This is a genomic window from Pseudoalteromonas rubra, assembly GCF_004212645.1.
Classification (GTDB): Bacteria; Pseudomonadota; Gammaproteobacteria; order Enterobacterales; family Alteromonadaceae; genus Pseudoalteromonas; species Pseudoalteromonas rubra_G.
Window position 1 is genome coordinate 22,759 of sequence record NZ_PPUZ01000047.1, and the last position, 20,258, is coordinate 43,016.

The following is a 20,258-nucleotide window of genomic DNA, read 5'->3' on the forward strand; positions in this document are numbered from 1 at the left end:
TTCTAGGAAAGATCCTGAATTTTAAAAAAGTCAATATTGATGTTGTGGATAAGATCCCTTCATAATACCCGGCTTCCACCTATGTATTTATGATAATAAACAAGCATTTCCGTCGATCCTTTGGATTAGCTGTGTATAACCTTGTTGGTAAATCTGGCGATATCCTGAGTTTTTATGTACGGGAATATTAACTATTTCGGAGTGCGACGTGTATCTGTCGGTTTGGCAAAGTTGTTTATATGTTTTGCAAGATGAGCTGCCTTCTCAGCAGTTCAATATGTGGGTGCGACCACTACAAGCAGAAAGTACCGAAGATACCTTAACCATCTATGCGCCAAATCGGTTTGTTTTGGACTGGGTGAGAGAAAAGTATTTAAACCGTATCAGCGAGTTGCTGACGGAGATCTGTGGTGACGAAGCGCCCGAGCTGCGTTTTGATGTTGGCAGTAAACCAATTGGTGCTGTCAATCATGCCCCTGCTTCTGGCGAAAGTGGCCAAAGCGCCCAGGCCGGAAGCGTTGCCAAGCCGGCTGTATCACCGGCGGGTGCCCCAAGTACGGCTAAAGTTGAACCTGCCCCTAAATCGGGGGTGAAATCCAACATCAAAGAAAACTATACCTTTGATAACTTTGTTGAGGGTAAGTCAAACCAGTTAGCCAAGGCGGCTGCGACCCAGGTTGCTGATAACCCGGGGTCGGCGTTTAATCCTGTCTTTATATATGGTGGCACCGGGTTGGGTAAAACTCACCTGTTACATGCCGTTGGTAACGGCATCATAGATAAAAAGCCGGACGCAAAAATTGTTTATATGCATTCCGAGCGTTTTGTTCAGGACATGGTTAAAGCATTGCAAAATAACGCCATTGAAGAATTTAAGCGTTACTATCGCAGTGTCGATGCTTTGATGATCGATGACATCCAGTTTTTTGCCAATAAAGAACGATCGCAGGAAGAATTCTTCCACACCTTTAATGCCTTATTAGAGGGTAATCAGCAGATCATTCTGACATCGGACAGATACCCAAAAGAAATTGAAGGGGTTGAAGACCGGCTTAAGTCTCGTTTTGGCTGGGGCTTAACCATTGCCATTGAGCCACCTGAGCTGGAAACCCGAGTTGCTATCCTGATGAAAAAAGCACAGCAGAGTAATATTAATCTGCCGCATGAAGTGGCCTTTTTCATTGCTAAAAAGCTGCGCTCTAATGTGCGTGAGCTGGAAGGGGCATTAAACCGGGTGATCGCCAATGCGAACTTTACGGGCCGGCCGATTTCTATCGAATTTGTAAAAGAAGCACTGCGCGACCTGCTGGCATTACAGGATAAGCTGGTCACCATCGACAATATTCAGCGCACCGTGGCTGAGTACTATCGTATTCGTGTTTCAGATTTACTATCAAAACGCCGTAGCCGTTCAGTAGCCCGTCCAAGGCAGGTGGCAATGGCGTTGTCCAAAGAGCTGACTAACCACAGTTTGCCTGAGATTGGTGATGCTTTTGGCGGGCGCGACCACACTACCGTGTTGCATGCGTGCCGTAAAGTCAAAGCACTGCGTGATGAAAGCCACGAAGTAAAAGAAGATTATCAAAACCTGATCCGTACATTGTCGTCTTAAGGGCCTAGTATGCAAATTACGATTTCAAGAGAACAGTTTTTAAAACCCTTGATGCAGGTCTCGGGTGCCATTGAGCGAAAACACACGCTGCCTATTTTGTCCAACGTGTTGGTCGAAGTGAAAAACGGCGTGTTATCGATGACGGGCACCGACTTAGAGATTGAGTTGGTGGCGAATGTGACACTGGAAGAGCAAGTTGCAGATGCCAGTATTACGCTACCAGCAAAAAAATTACTCGATATATGTAAGAGTTTGCCGGATGGTTCTTTACTGCAATTGAGCAGTCAGGAGCACCAGTTATTGCTGACGAGTGGGCAAAGCCGTTTTTCTTTGACCACTTTAGCGGCTGAGGATTTTCCGAACCTAGAGCAGTGGGATGGTGAAGTCGAGTTTCAGATCACCCGACTTGAACTACGCCAACTGTTGGAAGCCACGCATTTCTCGATGGCCAATCAGGACGTCCGCTATTATCTGAACGGGATGTCTTTAGAGGTCGATAATAGCGAGATCAAAACAGTCGCAACCGATGGACACCGACTCGCGATTGCACAGCACCAGTTAGCGGCATCGTTGAATACGCAACGTCAGTTGATCATTCCGCGTAAGGGTGTACAAGAAATCATGCGCTTGTTGCCGGCAGACGATGAACCTTTGACGATTCAGTTTGGCAGTAATCATATCCGTATTCTGGATCCTGAATTCACATTGACCAGTAAGCTGGTGGATGGTCGCTTCCCCGATTATCGTCGGGTGCTACCTCGTGGTGGCGATAAGCTGGTGAATGCGAATCGCGAATGGCTGCGTAGTGCATTTCAGCGTGTGTCTATTCTGTCGAATGAAAAGTTTCGCGGTGTGCGCCTCAACCTGTCGAATGGCATGTTGAAGATCAGTGCGAACAACCCGGAGCAGGAACAAGCCGAAGAAACCGTTGAAGTTGAGTACCAAGGCGATGACCTGGAAATCGGATTTAACGTGTCTTATTTACTGGATGTATTAAACACCCTGAAAACCGAAGATGTGCAATTTACATTGGCAGACACCAACAGCAGTGCCCTGATTGAAGGGGCGAGTGACGATTCTGCGATGTATGTTGTTATGCCGATGCGCCTGTAGTTTAAGGTGTGTACTCTTAAATGAGTTTAAATCAAATTAGCCTCAATAACTTTCGCAATATTGAGGCGCTTTCTTTTTCACCAAGCGATCAGATCAATATCATTCTAGGTGAAAACGGCAGCGGAAAAACCAGCCTGCTCGAAGCCATCTATTTCCTGTCTAACGGACGCTCATTCAGAACCAACAAACATAAACTCATGATCCGTCATGAGCAGACCAAGTGCGTTGTGCATGGTAAAAAGCAGCTGCACAGTTTGTCGATCCCCATCGGCATCAGCAAAGATTTGCAAGGTGAGACTCAGCTCAGGATCCAGGGTCAGTCTAGTCGTAAAATTGCCGAACTTGCACAAATCCTGCCGACGCAAGTGATCACGCCGGAGAGTTATGAGTTGTTTTTTGGCGGCCCAAAAGAGCGAAGAAAGTTTCTCGATTTGGGTGTGTTCCACGTGGAACATCAGTTTTATAGTGTCTGGAAAGACTTCAATAAAGTACTCAAACAGCGCAATGCTTTGCTCAAAAGTAAGCCCGTTCAGTACCAGCTTCAGATACGCACCTGGGACCGAGAATTTGTCCGCCTAGCGGAACAAATAAATATGTTCAGAAAGGCGTATATAAGTAGGTTTGAGCGGCATTTTTTTGATAAGATAGGGGTCATAAGCCCCATCTTTAAAGGCCTTGAAATGCGCTATGACGCAGGCTGGAAAGGGGACTTGGCCGAGGTGCTAAATGCCCAGCTAGAGCGGGATAGCAAGCTTGGCTATACAACTAAGGGACCGCATAAAGCCGACTTTAATTTTTATGCAAATGGTCACGGCGTTGAAAATATACTGTCTCGGGGTCAGTTAAAATTAACCCTCTATGCGTTAAAAATCGCACAGAATAATTTGATTGAGGCCGAGACCGAGAAGCAATCCATATTGCTGATCGATGATTTACCTTCGGAGTTAAGCCAGGATACGATGCTCAGTATCGCGCACTTACTTGCAGAATGTCAGTCACAGCTGTTTATTACTGCAATAAACTCCGAAAGTATCCAGGCCATTGTGGAACCCATGAAACGAAATGTTGAGATGTTCCACGTGGAACATGGCCGCTTAATAACAAAATAATTGGAATACACCATGTCTGATAATTACGATTCATCGAGTATTAAAGTACTGAAGGGATTGGATGCGGTAAGGAAGCGTCCGGGAATGTATATCGGGGACACTGATGATGGTACTGGACTACATCACATGGTCTTCGAAGTCGTTGATAACTCAATCGACGAAGCGTTAGCAGGGCACTGTGACGATATCTTCGTTACCATCCATACCGATGGTTCTGTGTCAGTACGCGATAATGGCCGTGGTATCCCAACGGAACTGCACCCAGAAGAAGGGGTCTCTGCTGCAGAAGTCATCATGACCGTGCTACACGCCGGCGGTAAATTCGATGACAACTCATATAAAGTATCAGGTGGCCTACACGGCGTAGGTGTTTCTGTTGTAAATGCACTTTCAGAAAAACTACAACTAACAATTCGCCGTGATGGCAAAGTGCATCAGCAGAAATACACTATGGGTGTACCAGATGCGCCATTAGATGTTATTGGTGAAGCTGAAAGCACAGGCACAGAGTTACGTTTCTGGCCAAGCGCCGAGACTTTCTCAGACACTAACTTCCACTACGATATTCTTGCAAAACGCCTTCGTGAGCTGTCTTTCCTGAACTCTGGCGTGAGCATCATCCTGAGTGATGAGCGTGAAGAGAACAAGCAAGACCACTTTAAATACGAAGGGGGTATTCAGGCGTTTGTTGAATACCTGAACCGTAAAAAAACGCCTGTTCATCAAAATGTATTCAACTTCACTTCTGAGCGCGAAGACGGCATTAGTGTTGAAGTCTCTATGCAGTGGAATGATGGCTTCCAGGAAAATATTTACTGTTTTACAAACAACATTCCACAGCGCGATGGCGGTACGCACTTAGCGGGTTTCCGTAGTGCTCTGACGCGCACGCTAAACAACTACATGGAAAAAGAAGGCTTTAACAAGAAAGCTAAAACAGCAAGCAATGCGACAGGTGATGATGCGCGTGAAGGCTTAACGGCTGTAGTGAGCGTCAAAGTACCTGATCCTAAATTCTCTTCACAGACCAAAGACAAGCTTGTTTCAAGTGAGGTGAAGGGCGCCGTTGAACAAGCAATGGCTGAAAAACTAACAGAGTATCTACTAGAAAATCCGGGTGATGCTAAAACAGTTGTAAGCAAGATCATTGATGCGGCACGTGCTCGTGAAGCGGCGCGTAAAGCCCGTGAAATGACACGTCGTAAAGGCGCCATGGACTTAGCTGGTCTGCCTGGCAAACTTGCTGACTGTCAGGAACGCGATCCGGCTGAATCTGAACTCTACATCGTGGAGGGTGACTCAGCGGGCGGATCGGCCAAACAGGGCCGTAACCGTAAGAACCAGGCCATTTTGCCATTGAAAGGTAAAATCCTGAACGTTGAAAAGGCGCGTTTCGATAAGATGTTGTCTTCGCAGGAAGTTGCCACACTGATCACTGCGTTGGGTTGTGGTATTGGCCGTGACGAATACGATCCGGAAAAACTGCGCTATCACCGCATTATTATCATGACCGATGCGGACGTCGACGGCTCGCACATTCGTACGCTGCTGTTGACCTTCTTCTATCGTCAAATGCCTGAGATCATTGAGCGCGGTTATGTCTACATTGCACAGCCGCCACTGTATAAAGTGAAAAAAGGTAAGCAAGAACGCTATATTAAAGATGACCACGCACTGACAGATTATCTGACCACCCTGGCACTGGATGGCGCAAGCATCTATACAAGCGAAGGTGCAGAGGCCATTTCGGGTAACCGCCTGGAAAACATGGTGCATGATTATCAGAAAACCCTGAATGTTATCGACCGCCTGACGCGTAAATATCCGCGTGCGATGATGTCTCGTCTCTTGTATCAGAATGAGCTGAGTGAAGCAGATCTGAGTGATGAAGCTAAGGTGACGGAGTGGATACAAACATTTGTCGCTGACTTGGACAAGTATGATGAAGATGCCACTATTTACAGTGCTGAAGTCAGCTTCGATGACGAGCGTCACATGTATTACCCGGTAGTCAACATTCGCCAGCACGGTGTAGATAAGGCCTATACGCTGAACTATGACTTTATCACTTCAAAAGACTATGTTCGCATCGTAAATACGGGTAAGGCGATAGCGCACCTGATCAGTGAAGGCGGCTATGTGCAGCGGGGTGAAAAGACGCATCCTGTGGAAACATTCGCTGAGTCACTGGACTGGCTGATTGCCGAATCTAAACGTGGCTTGTATACACAACGCTATAAAGGATTGGGTGAGATGAACCCGGATCAGTTGTGGGAAACCACTATGGACCCGGCGGCGCGTCGTATGCTCCGTGTAACCATTGAAGATGCGATTGCGGCCGATCAGTTATTCGCAACCTTGATGGGTGATCAGGTAGAACCTCGTCGCGACTTCATCGAGCAAAACGCACTGCGCGTTGTGAATCTGGATGTATAAACAAGTTACGACTTGTCACTAGTCCACAAAAAGCCACTCCACTGCGAGTGGCTTTTTACGTTATACGCTTTGTCACCGAACAGGGTTTGAGTCGCTACGGAAACGGCACAAAATTGAGGGGCTGAGCAGCTTACCTGTGAGCGCCTTTTTACGCGCTTTTTTTAGTGATAACGCTTAAAACAGCGCGGCGCTCGCGGTATACTGAGCATAATTTTCAGACATTATTAGCCCAAACTGGCCCGTAGTGATTCGGCCAAACTGGGTTCCATGTACCATACAAAAATAAGCCAACTATGCAAAAATACGATATCAAAACCTTCCAAGGGTTGATCCTGGCTTTACAGGACTATTGGGCACAGCAAGGCTGTGTGATCGCACAGCCACTGGATATGGAAGTGGGTGCGGGGACGTTTCATCCGCTGACCTTCCTCAAGTCGATTGGCCCGGAGCCAATGTCGAGCGCGTATGTACAACCTTGTCGCCGTCCGACTGATGGCCGTTACGGTGAAAACCCCAACCGTCTGCAACACTATTATCAGTTCCAGGTGGTACTGAAGCCATCGCCTGAAAACATTCAGGAGCTGTACCTGGGCTCACTGGAGGCACTTGGTATCGACACTCTGACTCATGAAGTACGTTTCGTTGAGGACAACTGGGAATCACCTACGCTGGGTGCCTGGGGTCTGGGCTGGGAGGTCTGGCTTAACGGCATGGAAGTGACTCAGTTCACTTACTTCCAGCAGGTCGGTGGCCTGGAATGCTCACCAGTTACGGGTGAGATCACCTATGGTTTAGAGCGACTGGCCATGTATATACAAGGTGTGGATAGCATCTATGATCTGATCTGGACCGATGGTCCTATGGGTCGCGTAACCTATGGTGACGTATTCCATCAAAATGAAGTAGAGCAGTCGACCTACAACTTTGAACATGCGGATGTAGATGCGTTGTTCAAACAGTTCGATCAGTGTGAACTGGAGAGCCAGAAGCTGATCGAAGCGGGATTACCTTTACCAGCTTACGAGCAGGTGATGAAAGCATCGCATGCCTTCAACCTGTTGGATGCGCGTCATGCGATTTCTGTTACAGAACGTCAGCGCTATATTTTGCGCGTGCGTGCGCTGTCTAAGGCGTGTGCCCAGGCTTATTATGAGGCCCGTGAGGCACTCGGATTCCCGCTTTGTAAGGATTAATCATGACCACAGAAAATCTATTAGTTGAAATTGGTACTGAAGAGTTACCACCAAAAGCCTTACGTAAGCTGGCAGAATCATTTGCCGAGAATATGCAGGCGGAACTGACCGGCCTTGAGCTGGCATTTGAAGACATTAGCTGGTACGCATCACCACGTCGTCTGGGTTTAAAAGTAGCGAACTTGCAAACCCAGCAACAGGACAAAGTCGTTGAGAAACGTGGCCCGGCAACCAAAGCCGCATTCGATGCGGATGGTAATCCGACTAAAGCAGCGATGGGCTGGGCGCGTGGCTGTGGTATCGAAGTATCAGAAGCTGAAACTCTGGAAACTGACAAAGGTGCCTGGTTGCTACACCGTGCAACCGTAGCCGGTCAGCAGGCGAGCGCTTTGTTGTCAGATGCCATTGCCAAGTCTTTGGCTAAACTGCCTATCCCAAAACCCATGCGCTGGGGTGCTAACAAAACGCAATTTATCCGTCCGGTACACACCGTGGCTGCGTTACTTGGCAGTGAAGTTGTATCTGGCGAAGTATTAGGTAAAACCATTTCAAACCAGCTGCAGGGTCACCGCTTTCACCATCCTGAACGGGTGAGCATTAACCACGCTGATGACGCATTTGAGACCCTCAAAGGGGCGTACGTCATTGCCGACTACGAAGCACGTAAGGCACTCATTCGTGAGCAGATCAACGCAGAGGCTGACAAGCTGGGTGCGGTTGTGGCGATGGATGAAGACCTGCTGGAAGAAGTAACATCGCTGGTTGAGTGGCCTGTAACTTTGGTGGCATCGTTTGAGGAAGAGTTCCTGTCGGTCCCTGCCGAAGCCCTGATCTACACCATGAAAGATGACCAGAAATACTTCCCGCTGCTGGATCAGTCGGGCAAGTTGATCAACAAATTCCTGTTTGTATCTAACATCGAAAGTAAAGATCCGAGCGTGGTGATCTCAGGTAATGAGAAAGTGGTTCGCCCGCGTCTGGCGGATGCACAGTTCTTCTTTGAAACCGATAAGAAGAAAACCCTGGAGAGCCGCCTGGAGTCACTGGGCACGGTATTGTTCCAAAAGCAGCTGGGTACATTAAAAGACAAGTCTGAGCGTATTGCTGCTTTGGCTGGTTTTATTGCTGAGCAATTGGGGGCCGATAAAGCACTGGCTGAACGTGCCGGTTTATTGAGTAAAACCGATCTGATGACCGAAATGGTTATGGAGTTCACCGATGTACAGGGCGTGATGGGCATGCACTATGCACGTATCGACGGTGAAGCCGAAGAGGTCGCTGTCGCGCAGAATGAGCAATATATGCCGCGCTTTGCCGGTGATGCTTTGCCGTCAAACCCAATCAGTTGTGCCGTTGCACTGGCGGACAAGTTTGACACCCTGGTGGGTATTTTTGGCATTGGCCAGACACCAAAAGGCGATAAAGACCCGTTTGCCCTGCGTCGTGCTGCCATTGGTGCATTGCGTATCATGGTTGAGAAAGAGCTCGAGCTGGACATTCATGCGCTGGTCGAGCAGTCTCGCACACTGTTCGGTGACAAACTGACTAACGACAATGTGGCCGAAGAGGTGTTTGAGTTTATGCTGGGTCGTTTTCGTGCCTGGTATCAGGATGAAGGCATTGCCGTGGATGTGATCCAGGCTGTACTGGCCCGTCGTCCTTCTCAGCCGGTTGACTTCGACCGTCGTGTGAAAGCGGTAAGCCATTTCAGAACGCTGGAGCAGGCAGACGCACTGGCGGCGGCGAATAAGCGCGTTAACAACATTCTGGCGAAGAACAATGTCACCAGCGACGCTGAGGTGAATACGGCCTTGTTGTCAGAAGCCGCAGAGCAGCAGCTGGCGCAGGAAGTAGCGGCACTGACTGTTGAGCTGGCACCGGTTTATGCGCAAGGGGATTACCAGCAAGCACTAACGCGTCTGGCAAGCCTGCGCGAAGCGGTAGACAACTTCTTTGATAACGTCATGGTCATGGCAGACGACGAAGCGGTTAAGCAAAACCGCCTCGCACTGCTTAGCCAGCTGAGCCGCTTGTTCCTCAACACAGCGGATATCTCTGTCTTACAAAACTAAGACAGCCAATCTTAAAACAAGCCAGCATTCGTGCTGGCTTTTATTTTTGTGATCGGGATTAACAATGAAACAGCACATCTTTGCTTTGATAGCGGCACTGGGTTTGAGTGCCTGTACCACAGCACCGGGTAAGCCAACACACCGAGCAGCTGAGCAGCAGGTACAAAGTGGTCATGAAATGGCTGCCTCGCTGGACAGGCCCATGTATTTACGCGGCGATTTTACTTTATGGGATGCCGACGAAGTCTATCGGTTAAAGCAAACACAGACAGGGTTGTACAGTGTCCGGGTACGTTTTATGAGTCCGGGTAAAGTCTACGAATTTAAAATTGCCGATGCAAAGTGGACGCCGGGTTACAACTGTGGCTTTCGCTACGATGGCAAAGTGAGCCTGGGTAAACCGCTGGCAGCAGACTGTGATACGGTATACAACTATTTTGGTTTTATGCCAGACAGAAAAGGCTGGTATCGGATTGCGCTGGACTTGAGAGGTGATGTTCCCCAGCTAATTGTGCAGCGCGATTAAAGGGTTATATCTAAGGGCGACATGCGTATTGTGACTGCCTGAATGCGGGTAGTTCATTAAATGATAGAGCTGGTGGGGCTGTTGCACCAGCTGGTAGGTCATCTTCCTTTTTTCACTAGGTAGCGATACGGCAGGTTCTCTACTTCTTTGGCCACCAGGGTATGATCCATAAACTCACAGAAGCTGGGAATATCCCGGGTCGTTGACGGGTCGTCGGCCAGGATCAGCAGGGTTTCGCCGTCCTGCATTTTTCTTACCTTACCACGGATCATCATCACGGGTTCAGGACAACGCAAGCCAATCGCATCAAGAGTGTGGTCAGTGTTGTCAAAGTTCATGGCTGTGTCCCCAGAAAATAAAATACCTATTCTAGCGTGCCTTGTGTGACAAATAAACACTCAGTGCAAAACACCTTTCGCCGGACACTAAAAAAGGCAAGCCACAGTGTGCAGCTTGCCTTGGTCACCAAGTTAAAACGGTTAGGGAATAAGGTGCGGGTTAGTCGTCGACGCGTTCAAACACCGTTGCGATACCTTGGCCCAGACCAATACACATGGTCGCCAGGCCATACTTCGCGCCTTTGTCTTCCATAATGTGGATCAAAGAGGTGCTGATCCGTGAGCCTGAACAGCCCAGCGGGTGCCCCAGTGCGATCGCGCCACCATTGAGGTTCACTTTCTCATCTGCCACATCCAGCAAGCCGAGATCTTTTAGTACCGGTAAAGACTGCGCAGCAAAGGCTTCATTCAGCTCTGCCACATCAATGTCTTCAATGCTCAGGCCAGCTTGCTTCAGTGCTTTTTGGCTGGCAGGAACCGGACCGTAACCCATGATAGACGGATCGCAACCTGCAACCGCCATCGACTTAACGCGTGCACGAATTGGCAGGCCTAGTTCTTTGGCCTTCGACTCACTCATGACCAGCATGGCTGAAGCGCCATCAGACAGAGCTGATGACGTACCTGCGGTCACTGTGCCCGAAGCCGGGTTGAATACAGGGCGTAACTGGCTCAGGCCTTCCATGGTGGTTTCAGGGCGGATCACTTCGTCGTGTTCAACCAGCACAGGTGCACCATCGGCATCGTGGCCTTCCATTGGTAAAATTTCACGCGCAAAACGGCCTTCAACCGTGGCAGCGTGAGCGCGCTGATGTGAGCGCACTGCAAAGGCATCCTGTTGTTCACGGTTGATGCCGTGCAGGGTGGCCAGGTATTCCGCAGTCAGACCCATAACACCGGCCGCTTGTGCAACCGACGTCGACAGACCCGGGTGGAAGTCGTTACCGTGCGTCATAGGAACGTGGCCCATGTGCTCAACACCGCCGATCAGGTAGGTATCGCCGGCGCCAGTCATAATCGCACGTGCCGCATCATGCAGTGCCTGCATGGATGAACCACATAAGCGGTTGACCGTAACTGCTGGTACTGTGTGTGGAATGCCTGCCAGCAGGGCGGCATTACGACCGACGTTAAAACCTTGCTCCAGGGTTTGTTGTACACAGCCCCAGTAAATGTCATCGATAGAATCCGGTGCCACTGCCGGATTGCGATCCAGCAGGCCTTTCATCAGGTGGGCACTGAGGTCTTCAGCACGTTTGTGTTTGAACACACCGCCCTTGGAGCGGCCCATCGGCGTACGAATACAATCTACGATTACTGCCTGTTCCATGTTACTGACCCTCCACTTTGTAGAATACTTTACCGGCAGCTGCCCACTCACGGGTTTGCTCCGACACCTGATAGATTTCGCCTAAGTGTGCGTACTTATCGGCGATTTTCACGAACTCTGCCAGACCCAGTTGATCCAGATAACGGAATGCACCACCACGGAACGGTGGGAAGCCAATGCCGTAGATCAGTGCCATATCGGCTTCTTGTGGTGAGGCTACAATGCCTTCTTGCAGACACAACAGAACTTCGTTGATCATCGGTACCATACAGCGCTCGATGATGGTTTGTTTGTCAAACTGTGCCGGTGCATCACAAATCTCGCTCAGCAGAGCAACGGCGTCAGCGTCTTTGCTCTTCTTCAGGCGACCTTTGCGATCCGGTGCATACTGGTAGAAGCCTTTCTGGTTTTTCTGTCCATAGCGATTCGCGTTGGCCAGGTGGGCAACCGGATCTTTTTCCTGACGTGCCATGCGGGTTGGGAAACCATCCGCCATCACGCCGGTACAGTGATTGGCTGTGTCGATACCCACAACGTCCAGCAGGTAAGCCGGACCCATCGGCCAGCCAAAAACATTTTCCATCACTTTATCAACTTGTGTGAAGTCAGCACCTTCCACGACAAGCTGGCTGAAACCGGCAAAGTAAGGGAAGAGTACGCGGTTCACGAAGAAGCCCGGACAGTCGTTCACAACAATTGGCGACTTGCCCAGTTTCAGTGCGTAGTCGACAACAGCGGCAACGGTTTCGTCTGAGGTTTTCGCGCCACGAATGATTTCAACCAGTGGCATTTTTGGAACCGGGTTAAAGAAGTGCATGCCACAGAAGTGCTCAGGACGCTCCAGACCTTCAGCCAGTTCATCAATGCGAATGGTTGAGGTATTTGAAGTCAGGATAGTGCCTTGTGGTAATTGTTTCTCAAGACCCGCCAGTACGGTTTTCTTGATCTGCGGGTTCTCGACAACCGCTTCAACGATGATGTCACTGCCTTCCAGGTCACGGTCATTAAGCGTCGGTTTGATCTGCGCCAGTGTGCCGACCATTTTGTCCAGCTTCATGTGGCCGCGCTCGACTTTTTTGCCCAGCAGCTTGGCCGCCTCGCCCATACCTAAGTCCAGTGCACCCTGGCTGATGTCTTTCATGACAATCGGCGTGCCTTTGTACGCTGACTGATAAGCGATACCGCCGCCCATGATGCCCGCGCCCAGTACCGCAGCTTGTTTGATGTCAGTCTGGCTTTGCTTAGCTTGCTTCTTGGCAACGCCTTTAATGTACTGATCGGCCAGGAAGATCCCGGTTTGCGCCGCCGCTTCAGCGGTTTTGGCCAGCTTGGCGAAACTTGCGTTCTCAACGGCCATCGCTTCATCGCGACCCATATTGGCAGCAGTCTTGATGGTTTTAACCGCCATCACAGGTGCCGGGTAGTGACCTTTGGTTTTGGCCATCACCATGCCTTCAGCCATCGCAAAGCTCATGCCTTGCTCAACGCGGTTCATTTTCAGCGGGTCAAGCTTAACCTGACGTTTGGCGCGCCAATCCAGCTTGCCAGCAGCTGCTTGTTCCATGGTACGCAGTGCCGCGTCCATCAGCTTGTCCTGAGCAACCACCGCATCCACGGCGCCTACTTTCAGGGCATCGGCTGCGCGGTTCTCTTTACCTGTGGTGATCCAGGTCATCGCGTTGTCTGCACCAATCAGGCGCGGCAGACGCACAGTACCACCAAAGCCCGGCATAATGCCCAGCTTCACTTCCGGCAGGCCAATCTTGGCGCTGTCAGAGGCAATACGATAATCGGTAGCAAGTACCCACTCACAGCCGCCACCCAGTGCCAGGCCATTGACCGCAGACAAGGTAGGGAAAGGTAAATCTTCTAACGCGTCAAATACGTCAGTGGCTGCTTTGATCCACTCAACCAGCTCGGCTTCCGGGCGGTCAAAGGTAGGCAGAAATTCGAAGATATCGGCACCCACAATAAAGTGGTCTTTGTCGGAGCTAAAGATCAGGCCGTCGATGTCATCGCGTTGCGCCAACTCTTTGAGCGCCGCATGACAATCTTGCAGGGTTTGCTGAGACAATTTGTTGACCGAACCTGGCATACAAAATTTAAACTCAGCGATTTTGCCTTTGCAGAAATCCACTACAAAGGACTCGCGTTTCATTAACATACATGTTCTCCCGTGTTTTTACACTGGTACGATGAGTTGTCATTTCATCCAGTGTGGCGTCTTTAAAAGAAAATTGCAATGAAAAATTTACCGCAGGTTTACTGCAAAGGGTCAGGCACAATGCTAAGGTGGTTTGGCTGAATATTTTCCGGGTGACGGGTTCGTCCGGACGTTAAGCTTCGGGCAAGTTGCCGCACAATAGTCTGGTGTAGATCACAGGGCTGTTCAGTGTGCACACAGTGCGCCCGGGCAGGGAACTCAGAGAAAGGAAGGTGTTTTGGAGTGGGCCTTATTTTCATGCATTTTAAACGCCCCAGAACATTGACTGCCAATCAAGAGAATGAAAGTTAAAGCACTATGAAATTATGGTTTAGTCGTATTGCTGCCACCTGCCTTGCGGTGTGCAGTGGTGCCTGGAGTCACCTGGGTCAGGCTGCCGACTCGCATCAGGCGTTTAAAGACGCAGAGCGGGTGGCCTGGAGTGGTAATTATCAGGCCTTTAAGCGCTCGCTTGGCGAGCTCGATCATCCGCTCAAGCCTTATGTCGAGGCGACTTTCTATAAGCGTCACCCCAAACTTAAATATCAGGACGAGATAGGGCGCTTCTTATCTGTGTACGATCACACGCCGCTGGACTGGATGGTACGTAAGAGTTGGCTGAATTACCTCAAGCGGCGCAACAAAAAAGCCTTATTTATTGAGCACTATCAGGACACCAGTAATGCAGAGCTGAAGTGCACCTATTTGCAGTTCCAGCTGGATCTGGGCGCGCCGGAAAAAGCCATTCTGGATCAGGTGGAGCCTTTATGGGTGGTTGGTAAATCACAGCCGAAAGCCTGCGACAAGTTATTTAGCCAGTGGCAAAAAGCCGGGTATCGGACACAAGCGCTGGTGTGGCAAAGGATCACCCATGCTGCGCAGGGCGGTCAGGCCTCATTGCTGAAGTATTTAAAAACCCTGTTGCCGCGCAACGAAGCCTATCTGGCCGATCTGTATCTTAAGGTGCGTCGCGATCCCAGCGCCGCAGCCGGGTTATACCGATACAAAAAGCGCACCGCCAAAGAGGCGGAAATTGCCGTGTATGGTGTACGGCGGTTGATCTGGCGCGATCCTAAACTGGCACTGCGGGCCTGGGACAAATTGCAGGAAATGTTCACCTTTAGTCAGGCGCAACAAGATAGCGTGGCCTATCGATTTGCTCTGGCGCTGGCCTCCAAAGGTCATGAGCAGGCCAAGTTCTGGCTCAATAAAGTGCCTCAGGAGTTACAGGATAAAAAGCTGCGCCAGTGGCTGATGAGCAACATGCTCAAAGAGCAGGACTGGGAAGGGATCGCGGTGCTGTTCACCGGCATGGAAAACCTCAGCCATGGTCAAAAATACTGGCTGGGTTACAGCTATGCCAAACGTGAGCAGATGGATAAAGCGCAGGCGCTGTGGCGCCAGATAGCAATGGAGCGTGACTACTATGGTTTTCTGGCGGCTGCGCGACTGGGGTTACCGGCGCAATTGAATGCCGAACCGCTCAATGTACCGCCCAGCATCGTCGCCAAAGTATCTGAGGCGCCGGGCTTTAAGCGTGCCAAAGCCTTATACGAGCTGGAGCGCTTTACCGCAGCCCGGCGCGAGTGGAATTATCTGACCAACACCTCCAGTACTGCTGAAAAGCTGGCGGCCTCGGTGCTGGCCGCTGAGCTCGACTGGTATGACAGCACCATTTATACCCTGGCACAGATCAAGGCGTGGAACTACGTCGACCTGCGTTTTCCGATGGCCTTTGATGACTTGTTTGAGCGCTACAGTGAGCGCAATGATGTGGACCTGGCGTGGAGCTTTGCGATTGCCCGAAGAGAAAGTTCATTCGCCCCCGACGCTCGCTCGCACGCCGATGCCTACGGATTGATGCAGCTTTTACCGAGCACGGCTAAATATGTTGCTAAATCAAGGGTATCTACGCGGCAGCTGATGCGGCCCGCCACCAATATTCGCCTGGGCACGGATTACCTCGATTACCTGAAGGGCAAGAACAAGGGCAATGAGATCCTCGCGACGGCTTCTTATAATGCCGGTTTTCACCGGGTGAAACGCTGGATCCCGCAAGAGGCCATGCCAGCAGAGTTATGGATCGAGTTGATCCCTTACCGGGAAACCCGTGATTACGTGAAAAACGTGATGGCTTACCGGCAGGTCTATCATACTAAGTTAGGTCGTGAAGGGAACATTCTGGCCGGGATCCTGGATATGCAGATCGGCGGTAAGTAGAGGCAGTTTGTTGGTCTGTCTCGCGAAAGCGGGGCTGACCGCGGGCCACTTTACTTCTTTTAACCGGTGGCGCTATGTTAGACTCAGTCACAAGCGAATTAAATTAAAATGGGTACACCAATGGAACAATTAGCAAACTTGTATGCCGAGCATATTGCAACGCTGCAACAGCGTACGAAGACCATTATTGAACGTGAGAACCTGGATGGACTCGTGATCCACTCAGGGCAAGCCAAGCGCCAGTTTCTGGATGATATGTATTATCCGTTCAAGGTGAACCCACAATTTAAAGCGTGGTTACCGGTCATAGATAACCCACACTGCTGGCTGGTGGTTAATGGCACAGATAAGCCTAAGCTGATCTTCTACCGTCCGGTGGATTTCTGGCACAAAGTGCCAGATGAGCCAAGCGATTTCTGGGCCGATTACTTTGATATTCAACTGCTGCTGCAGCCCGATCAGGTTGAGCAGTTCTTACCCTACGACAAAGCCAGTCTGGCGTATATTGGCGAATATCTGGAAGTGGCGCAGGCACTGGGCTTTACGCAGATGAACCCAGAGCCGGTGATGAACTATCTACACTTTCACCGTGCCTACAAGACCAGTTATGAACTGACCTGTTTACGTGAAGCCAACCGCCTTGCCGTGTTGGGCCACAAGGCTGCACGTGACGCTTTTTATGCCAAAGAGTCTGAGTATGGCATTCAGCAGGCTTACCTGCAGGCCACTGAGCATATGGAAAACGACACGCCGTACGGCAACATTGTGGCACTGAACGAGAACTGTGCCATTTTGCATTACACCCATTTTGAGCGCCGCGCCCCGCAGCAGCATGTGTCGTTTTTGATCGATGCCGGTGCCAACTTTAATGGCTATGCGTCTGATATTACCCGTACCTATGACTTTGCGCGCAAGGGCGAGTTTGCCGATCTGATCAAGGTCATGAATACCCACCAGATTGAACTGGGGCAGGCATTACAGCCAGGTAAACTGTATGGCGAGCTACATCTGGATTGCCACAAGCGCGTTGCGCAGGTGCTGATCGATTTTGATATTGTGCGTGGTCTGAGTGTGGAAGGGATCCTGGAGCAGGGCATTACTTCGACTTTCTTCCCGCATGGTCTGGGTCACCATCTTGGCTTGCAGGTTCACGATATGGGTGGCTTTATGGCAGATGAGTTAGGTACGCATCAGGCACCGCCGGAAGGGCATCCGTTCCTGCGTTGCACGCGTAAGATTGAAGCCAACCAGGTCTTTACCATTGAGCCTGGTCTGTATTTTATTGACTCACTGCTGGGCGACCTGGCACAGACCGACAACAAACAGTATGTAAACTGGGACAAGGTTGATGCGTTTAAGCCGTTTGGCGGCATTCGCATTGAGGACAATATTATTGTTCATGATGACCATCTGGAAAATATGACTCGGGATCTGGCGCTGGATTAAGCTTTGCCCTGTACCAAACTGAACTATGTTAAACTGGGAGCCAAGTGCTCCCTGTGTTTTTGTTGAATACTCATGTCTGAATACGCCATTCCCAGCAGTTCTATTGCCCATCACGAAGAAATTAAGAAAAGCACTTTTATTGTGCATATTGCCCATACGCCGACAATTGCTGATGCCAAAGCATTTATCCGGAGTATTAACGAGCAGTATCCGGATGCGCGACATAACTGCTGGGCCCATATCGCCGGTGCGCCGGGTGGCAGCCATGTCTTGGGTTTTTCGGATGACGGGGAGCCCAATGGGACGGCAGGTAAGCCGATGCTGAACGTATTACTTGGCTCCGGGCTGGGCGAGATCACCGCGGTCACAACCCGTTACTTCGGCGGCATTAAGCTGGGCACCGGCGGCCTGGTTCGCGCTTACGGTGGGACACTGAATAATGCACTGGCCGTACTGCCAACGCAAATTAAGATCCCGGCAAGTACGCTGGTGGGGGAGTCGGACTACGCGCTGCAGGGAAACATAGAGCAGCACCTCAGTAGTCAGTACACCGTGCTGAATATAGATAAACAGTACGGCGCGACGATCCGCTGGGAAATTGAACTAGACAGCCGGGAAGCTAAAACGGCCATAGCGTCGGTGTACGATCTCACTCACGGTGCCGTCTCGCTGACGATCAAACAGCCCTGAGCGGTGTTTCGCGGTTTACTAACCGAGAGATGTATTAGACAATCGGGTGTAATTACAATAACTCGCGAATCGCGCCATGCAATTTCGTACCATTATAAAGATACTCGGACAGCTCGTTGCGCTCTTTAGTCTGACTATGGTGCCTCCGGCTCTGGTGTCTTTGATCTATAAGGACGGCGGCGGTGTGCCGTTTGTTCTGGCATTTATCTTTAGTGTCCTGATTGGCCTGATGGCCTACTACCCAAACCGCAAAGAGCAGGGCGATCTGAAAGCCAGAGAGGGCTTTTTGATCGTGGTTTTGTTCTGGCTGGTACTGGGTGCCTTCGCGGCCGTGCCGCTGATCTTCTTAAGTGAGCCTAATCTGTCTTTTGCCGATGCTGTCTTTGAGGCGTTTTCCGGTCTGACAACCACAGGCGCGACGGTCCTAACAGGCATTGAGTATTTACCTAAGTCGGTGCTTTTCTATCGTCAGCAACTACAGTGGCTCGGCGGTATGGGGATCATTGTATTGGCCGTTGCCGTACTGCCTATGCTCGGCGTCGGTGGCATGCAGCTGTACCGGGCCGAAACGCCAGGGCCGGTCAAGGATTCCAAGATGACGCCGCGCATTGCCGATACCGCCAAGCATTTATGGTATATCTATGTGACGCTGACCCTGGCCTGTACGCTGGCGTATGCCTGGGCAGGCATGAGCTGGTTTGATGCCATTTGCCATGCCTTTGCGACCATCGCCATTGGGGGCTTCTCAACCTATGACGCCTCGATAGGCTACTTCGACAGCCCAATGATCAATGCCATTTGTGTGTTCTTCCTGCTTATTGCTGCGGCTAACTTCTCTTTGCATTATGCAGCCGTGGCGGGTCGCAGCCTGAAAGTCTATTTCAGAGACCCTGAACTCAAAGTCTTTTTGTTTATTCAGCTGGCGCTGGTGGTGCTGTGTTTTGCGGTGCTGTCGTCCAAGCAGGTATACAGCAATGGGGATGAAACCCTGGATCATGCCTTGTTTCAGGCGGTCTCTATCAGCACCACCGCCGGCTTTGCCACCGACAGCTTTGCCGCCTGGCCTTTGTTCCTGCCAATTCTGCTGATTTTTTCCAGTTTTATTGGGGGCTGTGCGGGCTCCACCGGCGGCGGTATGAAAGTAGTGCGGGTATTTTTACTCTATCTGCAGGGGATCCGGGAGCTTAATCGCCTGGTTCATCCGCGCGCTATTTACTCCATTAAACTGGGGCGTAAAGCGTTGCCCGATAAAGTCGTCGAAGCGGTATGGGGCTTTTTCTCAGCCTATGCACTGGTATTTGTGATCATCATGATTGCGCTGCTGGGTACCGGACTGGATAACATTACGGCTTTCTCTGCCACTGCGGCCTGTCTTAATAATCTGGGTCCAGGCCTGGGTGATGTGGCCGCACATTATGGCGACATTCCCGATTCTGCGAAATGGATCCTGACCATCGCCATGGTCTTCGGCCGCCTCGAGATCTTCACCCTGCTGGTTCTGTTCACCCCCACGTTCTGGCGTGGGTGAGGCACGGTCGCTACGCGACGACGAGTGACTTAACGTCACTCGGAGAGTGCCGAACGCTCGGCCGTGGATGGCCGAGCCGGAATACACCGCCATGGATGGCTTTGGGCACTAATCTCAGTTGGACGGTCGAGCCGGAATACACCGCCACGGATGGCTTTCTGCACCAATCTAAATTAGCTGGCGGGGGCGCCGAGCCGGAATATACCGCCATGGATGGCTTTAGGCACCTTTCCCAACTCTCTTATGTGATGATTACGACTCAAACAAACTGACCTGATAAAGGTATATTTGTAAATTTAATATACTTCACCTAACTTTCAAATTAACTTTTTAACAAGCTTAAATGCTTAGATATCAATTGCTTGTGCTATTTTTGGAAAGTGTAAAGACTGTTTTAGGTTAATTTTAGTTAAGAAAATATATCAAAAAACGCAAAAAATGC

14 protein-coding genes are annotated in these 20,258 nt (G+C 50.4%); 11 read left to right on the forward strand and 3 right to left on the reverse strand.

All coding sequences use genetic code 11. The annotated features are described in order from the left end of the window. Window positions 1-208: 208 nt before the first annotated feature. The 7 genes from dnaA (at window position 209) to C3B51_RS17285 (ending at window position 10,061) form a co-directional block, all read left to right on the forward strand. Window positions 209-1,612 carry a chromosomal replication initiator protein DnaA gene (dnaA, locus tag C3B51_RS17255; RefSeq protein WP_130245865.1) on the forward strand — a complete coding sequence of 468 codons (1,404 nt, stop codon included), beginning with the start codon at window positions 209-211 and terminating at the stop codon, window positions 1,610-1,612. Window positions 1,613-1,621: 9 nt separating this feature from the next. Continuing rightward, window positions 1,622-2,725, forward strand: coding sequence for a DNA polymerase III subunit beta (gene dnaN / locus C3B51_RS17260; RefSeq protein WP_125718643.1), 1,104 nt, complete (start codon window positions 1,622-1,624; stop codon window positions 2,723-2,725). Window positions 2,726-2,745: 20 nt separating this feature from the next. Further along, complete coding sequence (gene recF, locus C3B51_RS17265; protein ID WP_125718645.1) at window positions 2,746-3,834, forward strand: DNA replication/repair protein RecF; 1,089 nt, start codon at window positions 2,746-2,748, stop codon at window positions 3,832-3,834. A 12-nt stretch (window positions 3,835-3,846) separates the two neighbouring features. Next, entirely contained in the window at window positions 3,847-6,270 is a 2,424-nt protein-coding gene (gene gyrB, locus C3B51_RS17270; RefSeq protein ID WP_130245866.1) for a DNA topoisomerase (ATP-hydrolyzing) subunit B, read from the forward strand. Between the two features lie 293 nt (window positions 6,271-6,563). Then, the gene (glyQ, locus tag C3B51_RS17275; RefSeq protein ID WP_125718649.1) at window positions 6,564-7,463 is read left to right on the forward strand and encodes a glycine--tRNA ligase subunit alpha; all 900 of its coding nucleotides are present in this window, start codon (window positions 6,564-6,566) and stop codon (window positions 7,461-7,463) included. 2 nt (window positions 7,464-7,465) lie between these two features. Beyond that, window positions 7,466-9,535, forward strand: coding sequence for a glycine--tRNA ligase subunit beta (gene glyS / locus C3B51_RS17280; protein WP_125718651.1), 2,070 nt, complete (start codon window positions 7,466-7,468; stop codon window positions 9,533-9,535). A 64-nt stretch (window positions 9,536-9,599) separates the two neighbouring features. Continuing rightward, entirely contained in the window at window positions 9,600-10,061 is a 462-nt protein-coding gene (locus C3B51_RS17285) for a hypothetical protein (protein ID WP_125718653.1), read from the forward strand. Between the two features lie 98 nt (window positions 10,062-10,159). On the opposite strand, the gene tusA is transcribed toward C3B51_RS17285, so the two are convergent. The 3 genes from tusA to fadB form a co-directional block, all read right to left on the reverse strand. Beyond that, entirely contained in the window at window positions 10,160-10,399 is a 240-nt protein-coding gene (gene tusA / locus C3B51_RS17290) for a sulfurtransferase TusA (RefSeq protein ID WP_125718655.1), read from the reverse strand. A gap of 160 nt (window positions 10,400-10,559) precedes the next feature. Beyond that, window positions 10,560-11,729: an acetyl-CoA C-acyltransferase FadA gene (fadA, locus tag C3B51_RS17295; RefSeq protein ID WP_125718657.1), complete on the reverse strand. Its 1,170-nt coding sequence runs from the start codon at window positions 11,727-11,729 to the stop codon at window positions 10,560-10,562. 1 nt (window position 11,730) lies between these two features. Continuing rightward, a complete protein-coding gene (fadB, locus tag C3B51_RS17300) occupies window positions 11,731-13,893 on the reverse strand; it encodes a fatty acid oxidation complex subunit alpha FadB (RefSeq protein ID WP_130245867.1) in 2,163 nt (720 codons plus the stop codon). Between the two features lie 357 nt (window positions 13,894-14,250). Between fadB and C3B51_RS17305 the strand changes: the two genes are divergently transcribed. The 4 genes from C3B51_RS17305 (at window position 14,251) to C3B51_RS17320 (ending at window position 19,816) form a co-directional block, all read left to right on the forward strand. Then, window positions 14,251-16,152 carry a transglycosylase SLT domain-containing protein gene (locus C3B51_RS17305; protein ID WP_240701921.1) on the forward strand — a complete coding sequence of 634 codons (1,902 nt, stop codon included), beginning with the start codon at window positions 14,251-14,253 and terminating at the stop codon, window positions 16,150-16,152. A gap of 120 nt (window positions 16,153-16,272) precedes the next feature. Continuing rightward, the gene (pepQ, locus tag C3B51_RS17310) at window positions 16,273-17,598 is read left to right on the forward strand and encodes a Xaa-Pro dipeptidase (RefSeq protein WP_125718661.1); all 1,326 of its coding nucleotides are present in this window, start codon (window positions 16,273-16,275) and stop codon (window positions 17,596-17,598) included. 72 nt (window positions 17,599-17,670) lie between these two features. Continuing rightward, the gene (locus C3B51_RS17315; protein WP_130245868.1) at window positions 17,671-18,288 is read left to right on the forward strand and encodes a YigZ family protein; all 618 of its coding nucleotides are present in this window, start codon (window positions 17,671-17,673) and stop codon (window positions 18,286-18,288) included. 76 nt (window positions 18,289-18,364) lie between these two features. Next, window positions 18,365-19,816, forward strand: coding sequence for a TrkH family potassium uptake protein (locus C3B51_RS17320; RefSeq protein ID WP_125718664.1), 1,452 nt, complete (start codon window positions 18,365-18,367; stop codon window positions 19,814-19,816). The last annotated feature ends 442 nt before the right edge of the window (window positions 19,817-20,258 follow it).

What these genes read in the sequence shown, in the direction of transcription:
- dnaN (WP_125718643.1), top strand. Translation starts at nt 1,622, where the DNA reads ATGCAAATTACGATTTCAAGAGAACAGTTTTTAAAACCCTTGATGCAG.
- recF (WP_125718645.1), top strand. Translation starts at nt 2,746, where the DNA reads ATGAGTTTAAATCAAATTAGCCTCAATAACTTTCGCAATATTGAGGCG.
- gyrB (WP_130245866.1), top strand. Translation starts at nt 3,847, where the DNA reads ATGTCTGATAATTACGATTCATCGAGTATTAAAGTACTGAAGGGATTG.
- glyQ (WP_125718649.1), top strand. Translation starts at nt 6,564, where the DNA reads ATGCAAAAATACGATATCAAAACCTTCCAAGGGTTGATCCTGGCTTTA.
- glyS (WP_125718651.1), top strand. Translation starts at nt 7,466, where the DNA reads ATGACCACAGAAAATCTATTAGTTGAAATTGGTACTGAAGAGTTACCA.
- C3B51_RS17285 (WP_125718653.1), top strand. Translation starts at nt 9,600, where the DNA reads ATGAAACAGCACATCTTTGCTTTGATAGCGGCACTGGGTTTGAGTGCC.
- tusA (WP_125718655.1), bottom strand. Translation starts at nt 10,399, where the DNA reads ATGAACTTTGACAACACTGACCACACTCTTGATGCGATTGGCTTGCGT.
- fadA (WP_125718657.1), bottom strand. Translation starts at nt 11,729, where the DNA reads ATGGAACAGGCAGTAATCGTAGATTGTATTCGTACGCCGATGGGCCGC.
- fadB (WP_130245867.1), bottom strand. Translation starts at nt 13,893, where the DNA reads ATGTTAATGAAACGCGAGTCCTTTGTAGTGGATTTCTGCAAAGGCAAA.
- C3B51_RS17305 (WP_240701921.1), top strand. Translation starts at nt 14,251, where the DNA reads ATGAAATTATGGTTTAGTCGTATTGCTGCCACCTGCCTTGCGGTGTGC.
- pepQ (WP_125718661.1), top strand. Translation starts at nt 16,273, where the DNA reads ATGGAACAATTAGCAAACTTGTATGCCGAGCATATTGCAACGCTGCAA.
- C3B51_RS17315 (WP_130245868.1), top strand. Translation starts at nt 17,671, where the DNA reads ATGTCTGAATACGCCATTCCCAGCAGTTCTATTGCCCATCACGAAGAA.
- C3B51_RS17320 (WP_125718664.1), top strand. Translation starts at nt 18,365, where the DNA reads ATGCAATTTCGTACCATTATAAAGATACTCGGACAGCTCGTTGCGCTC.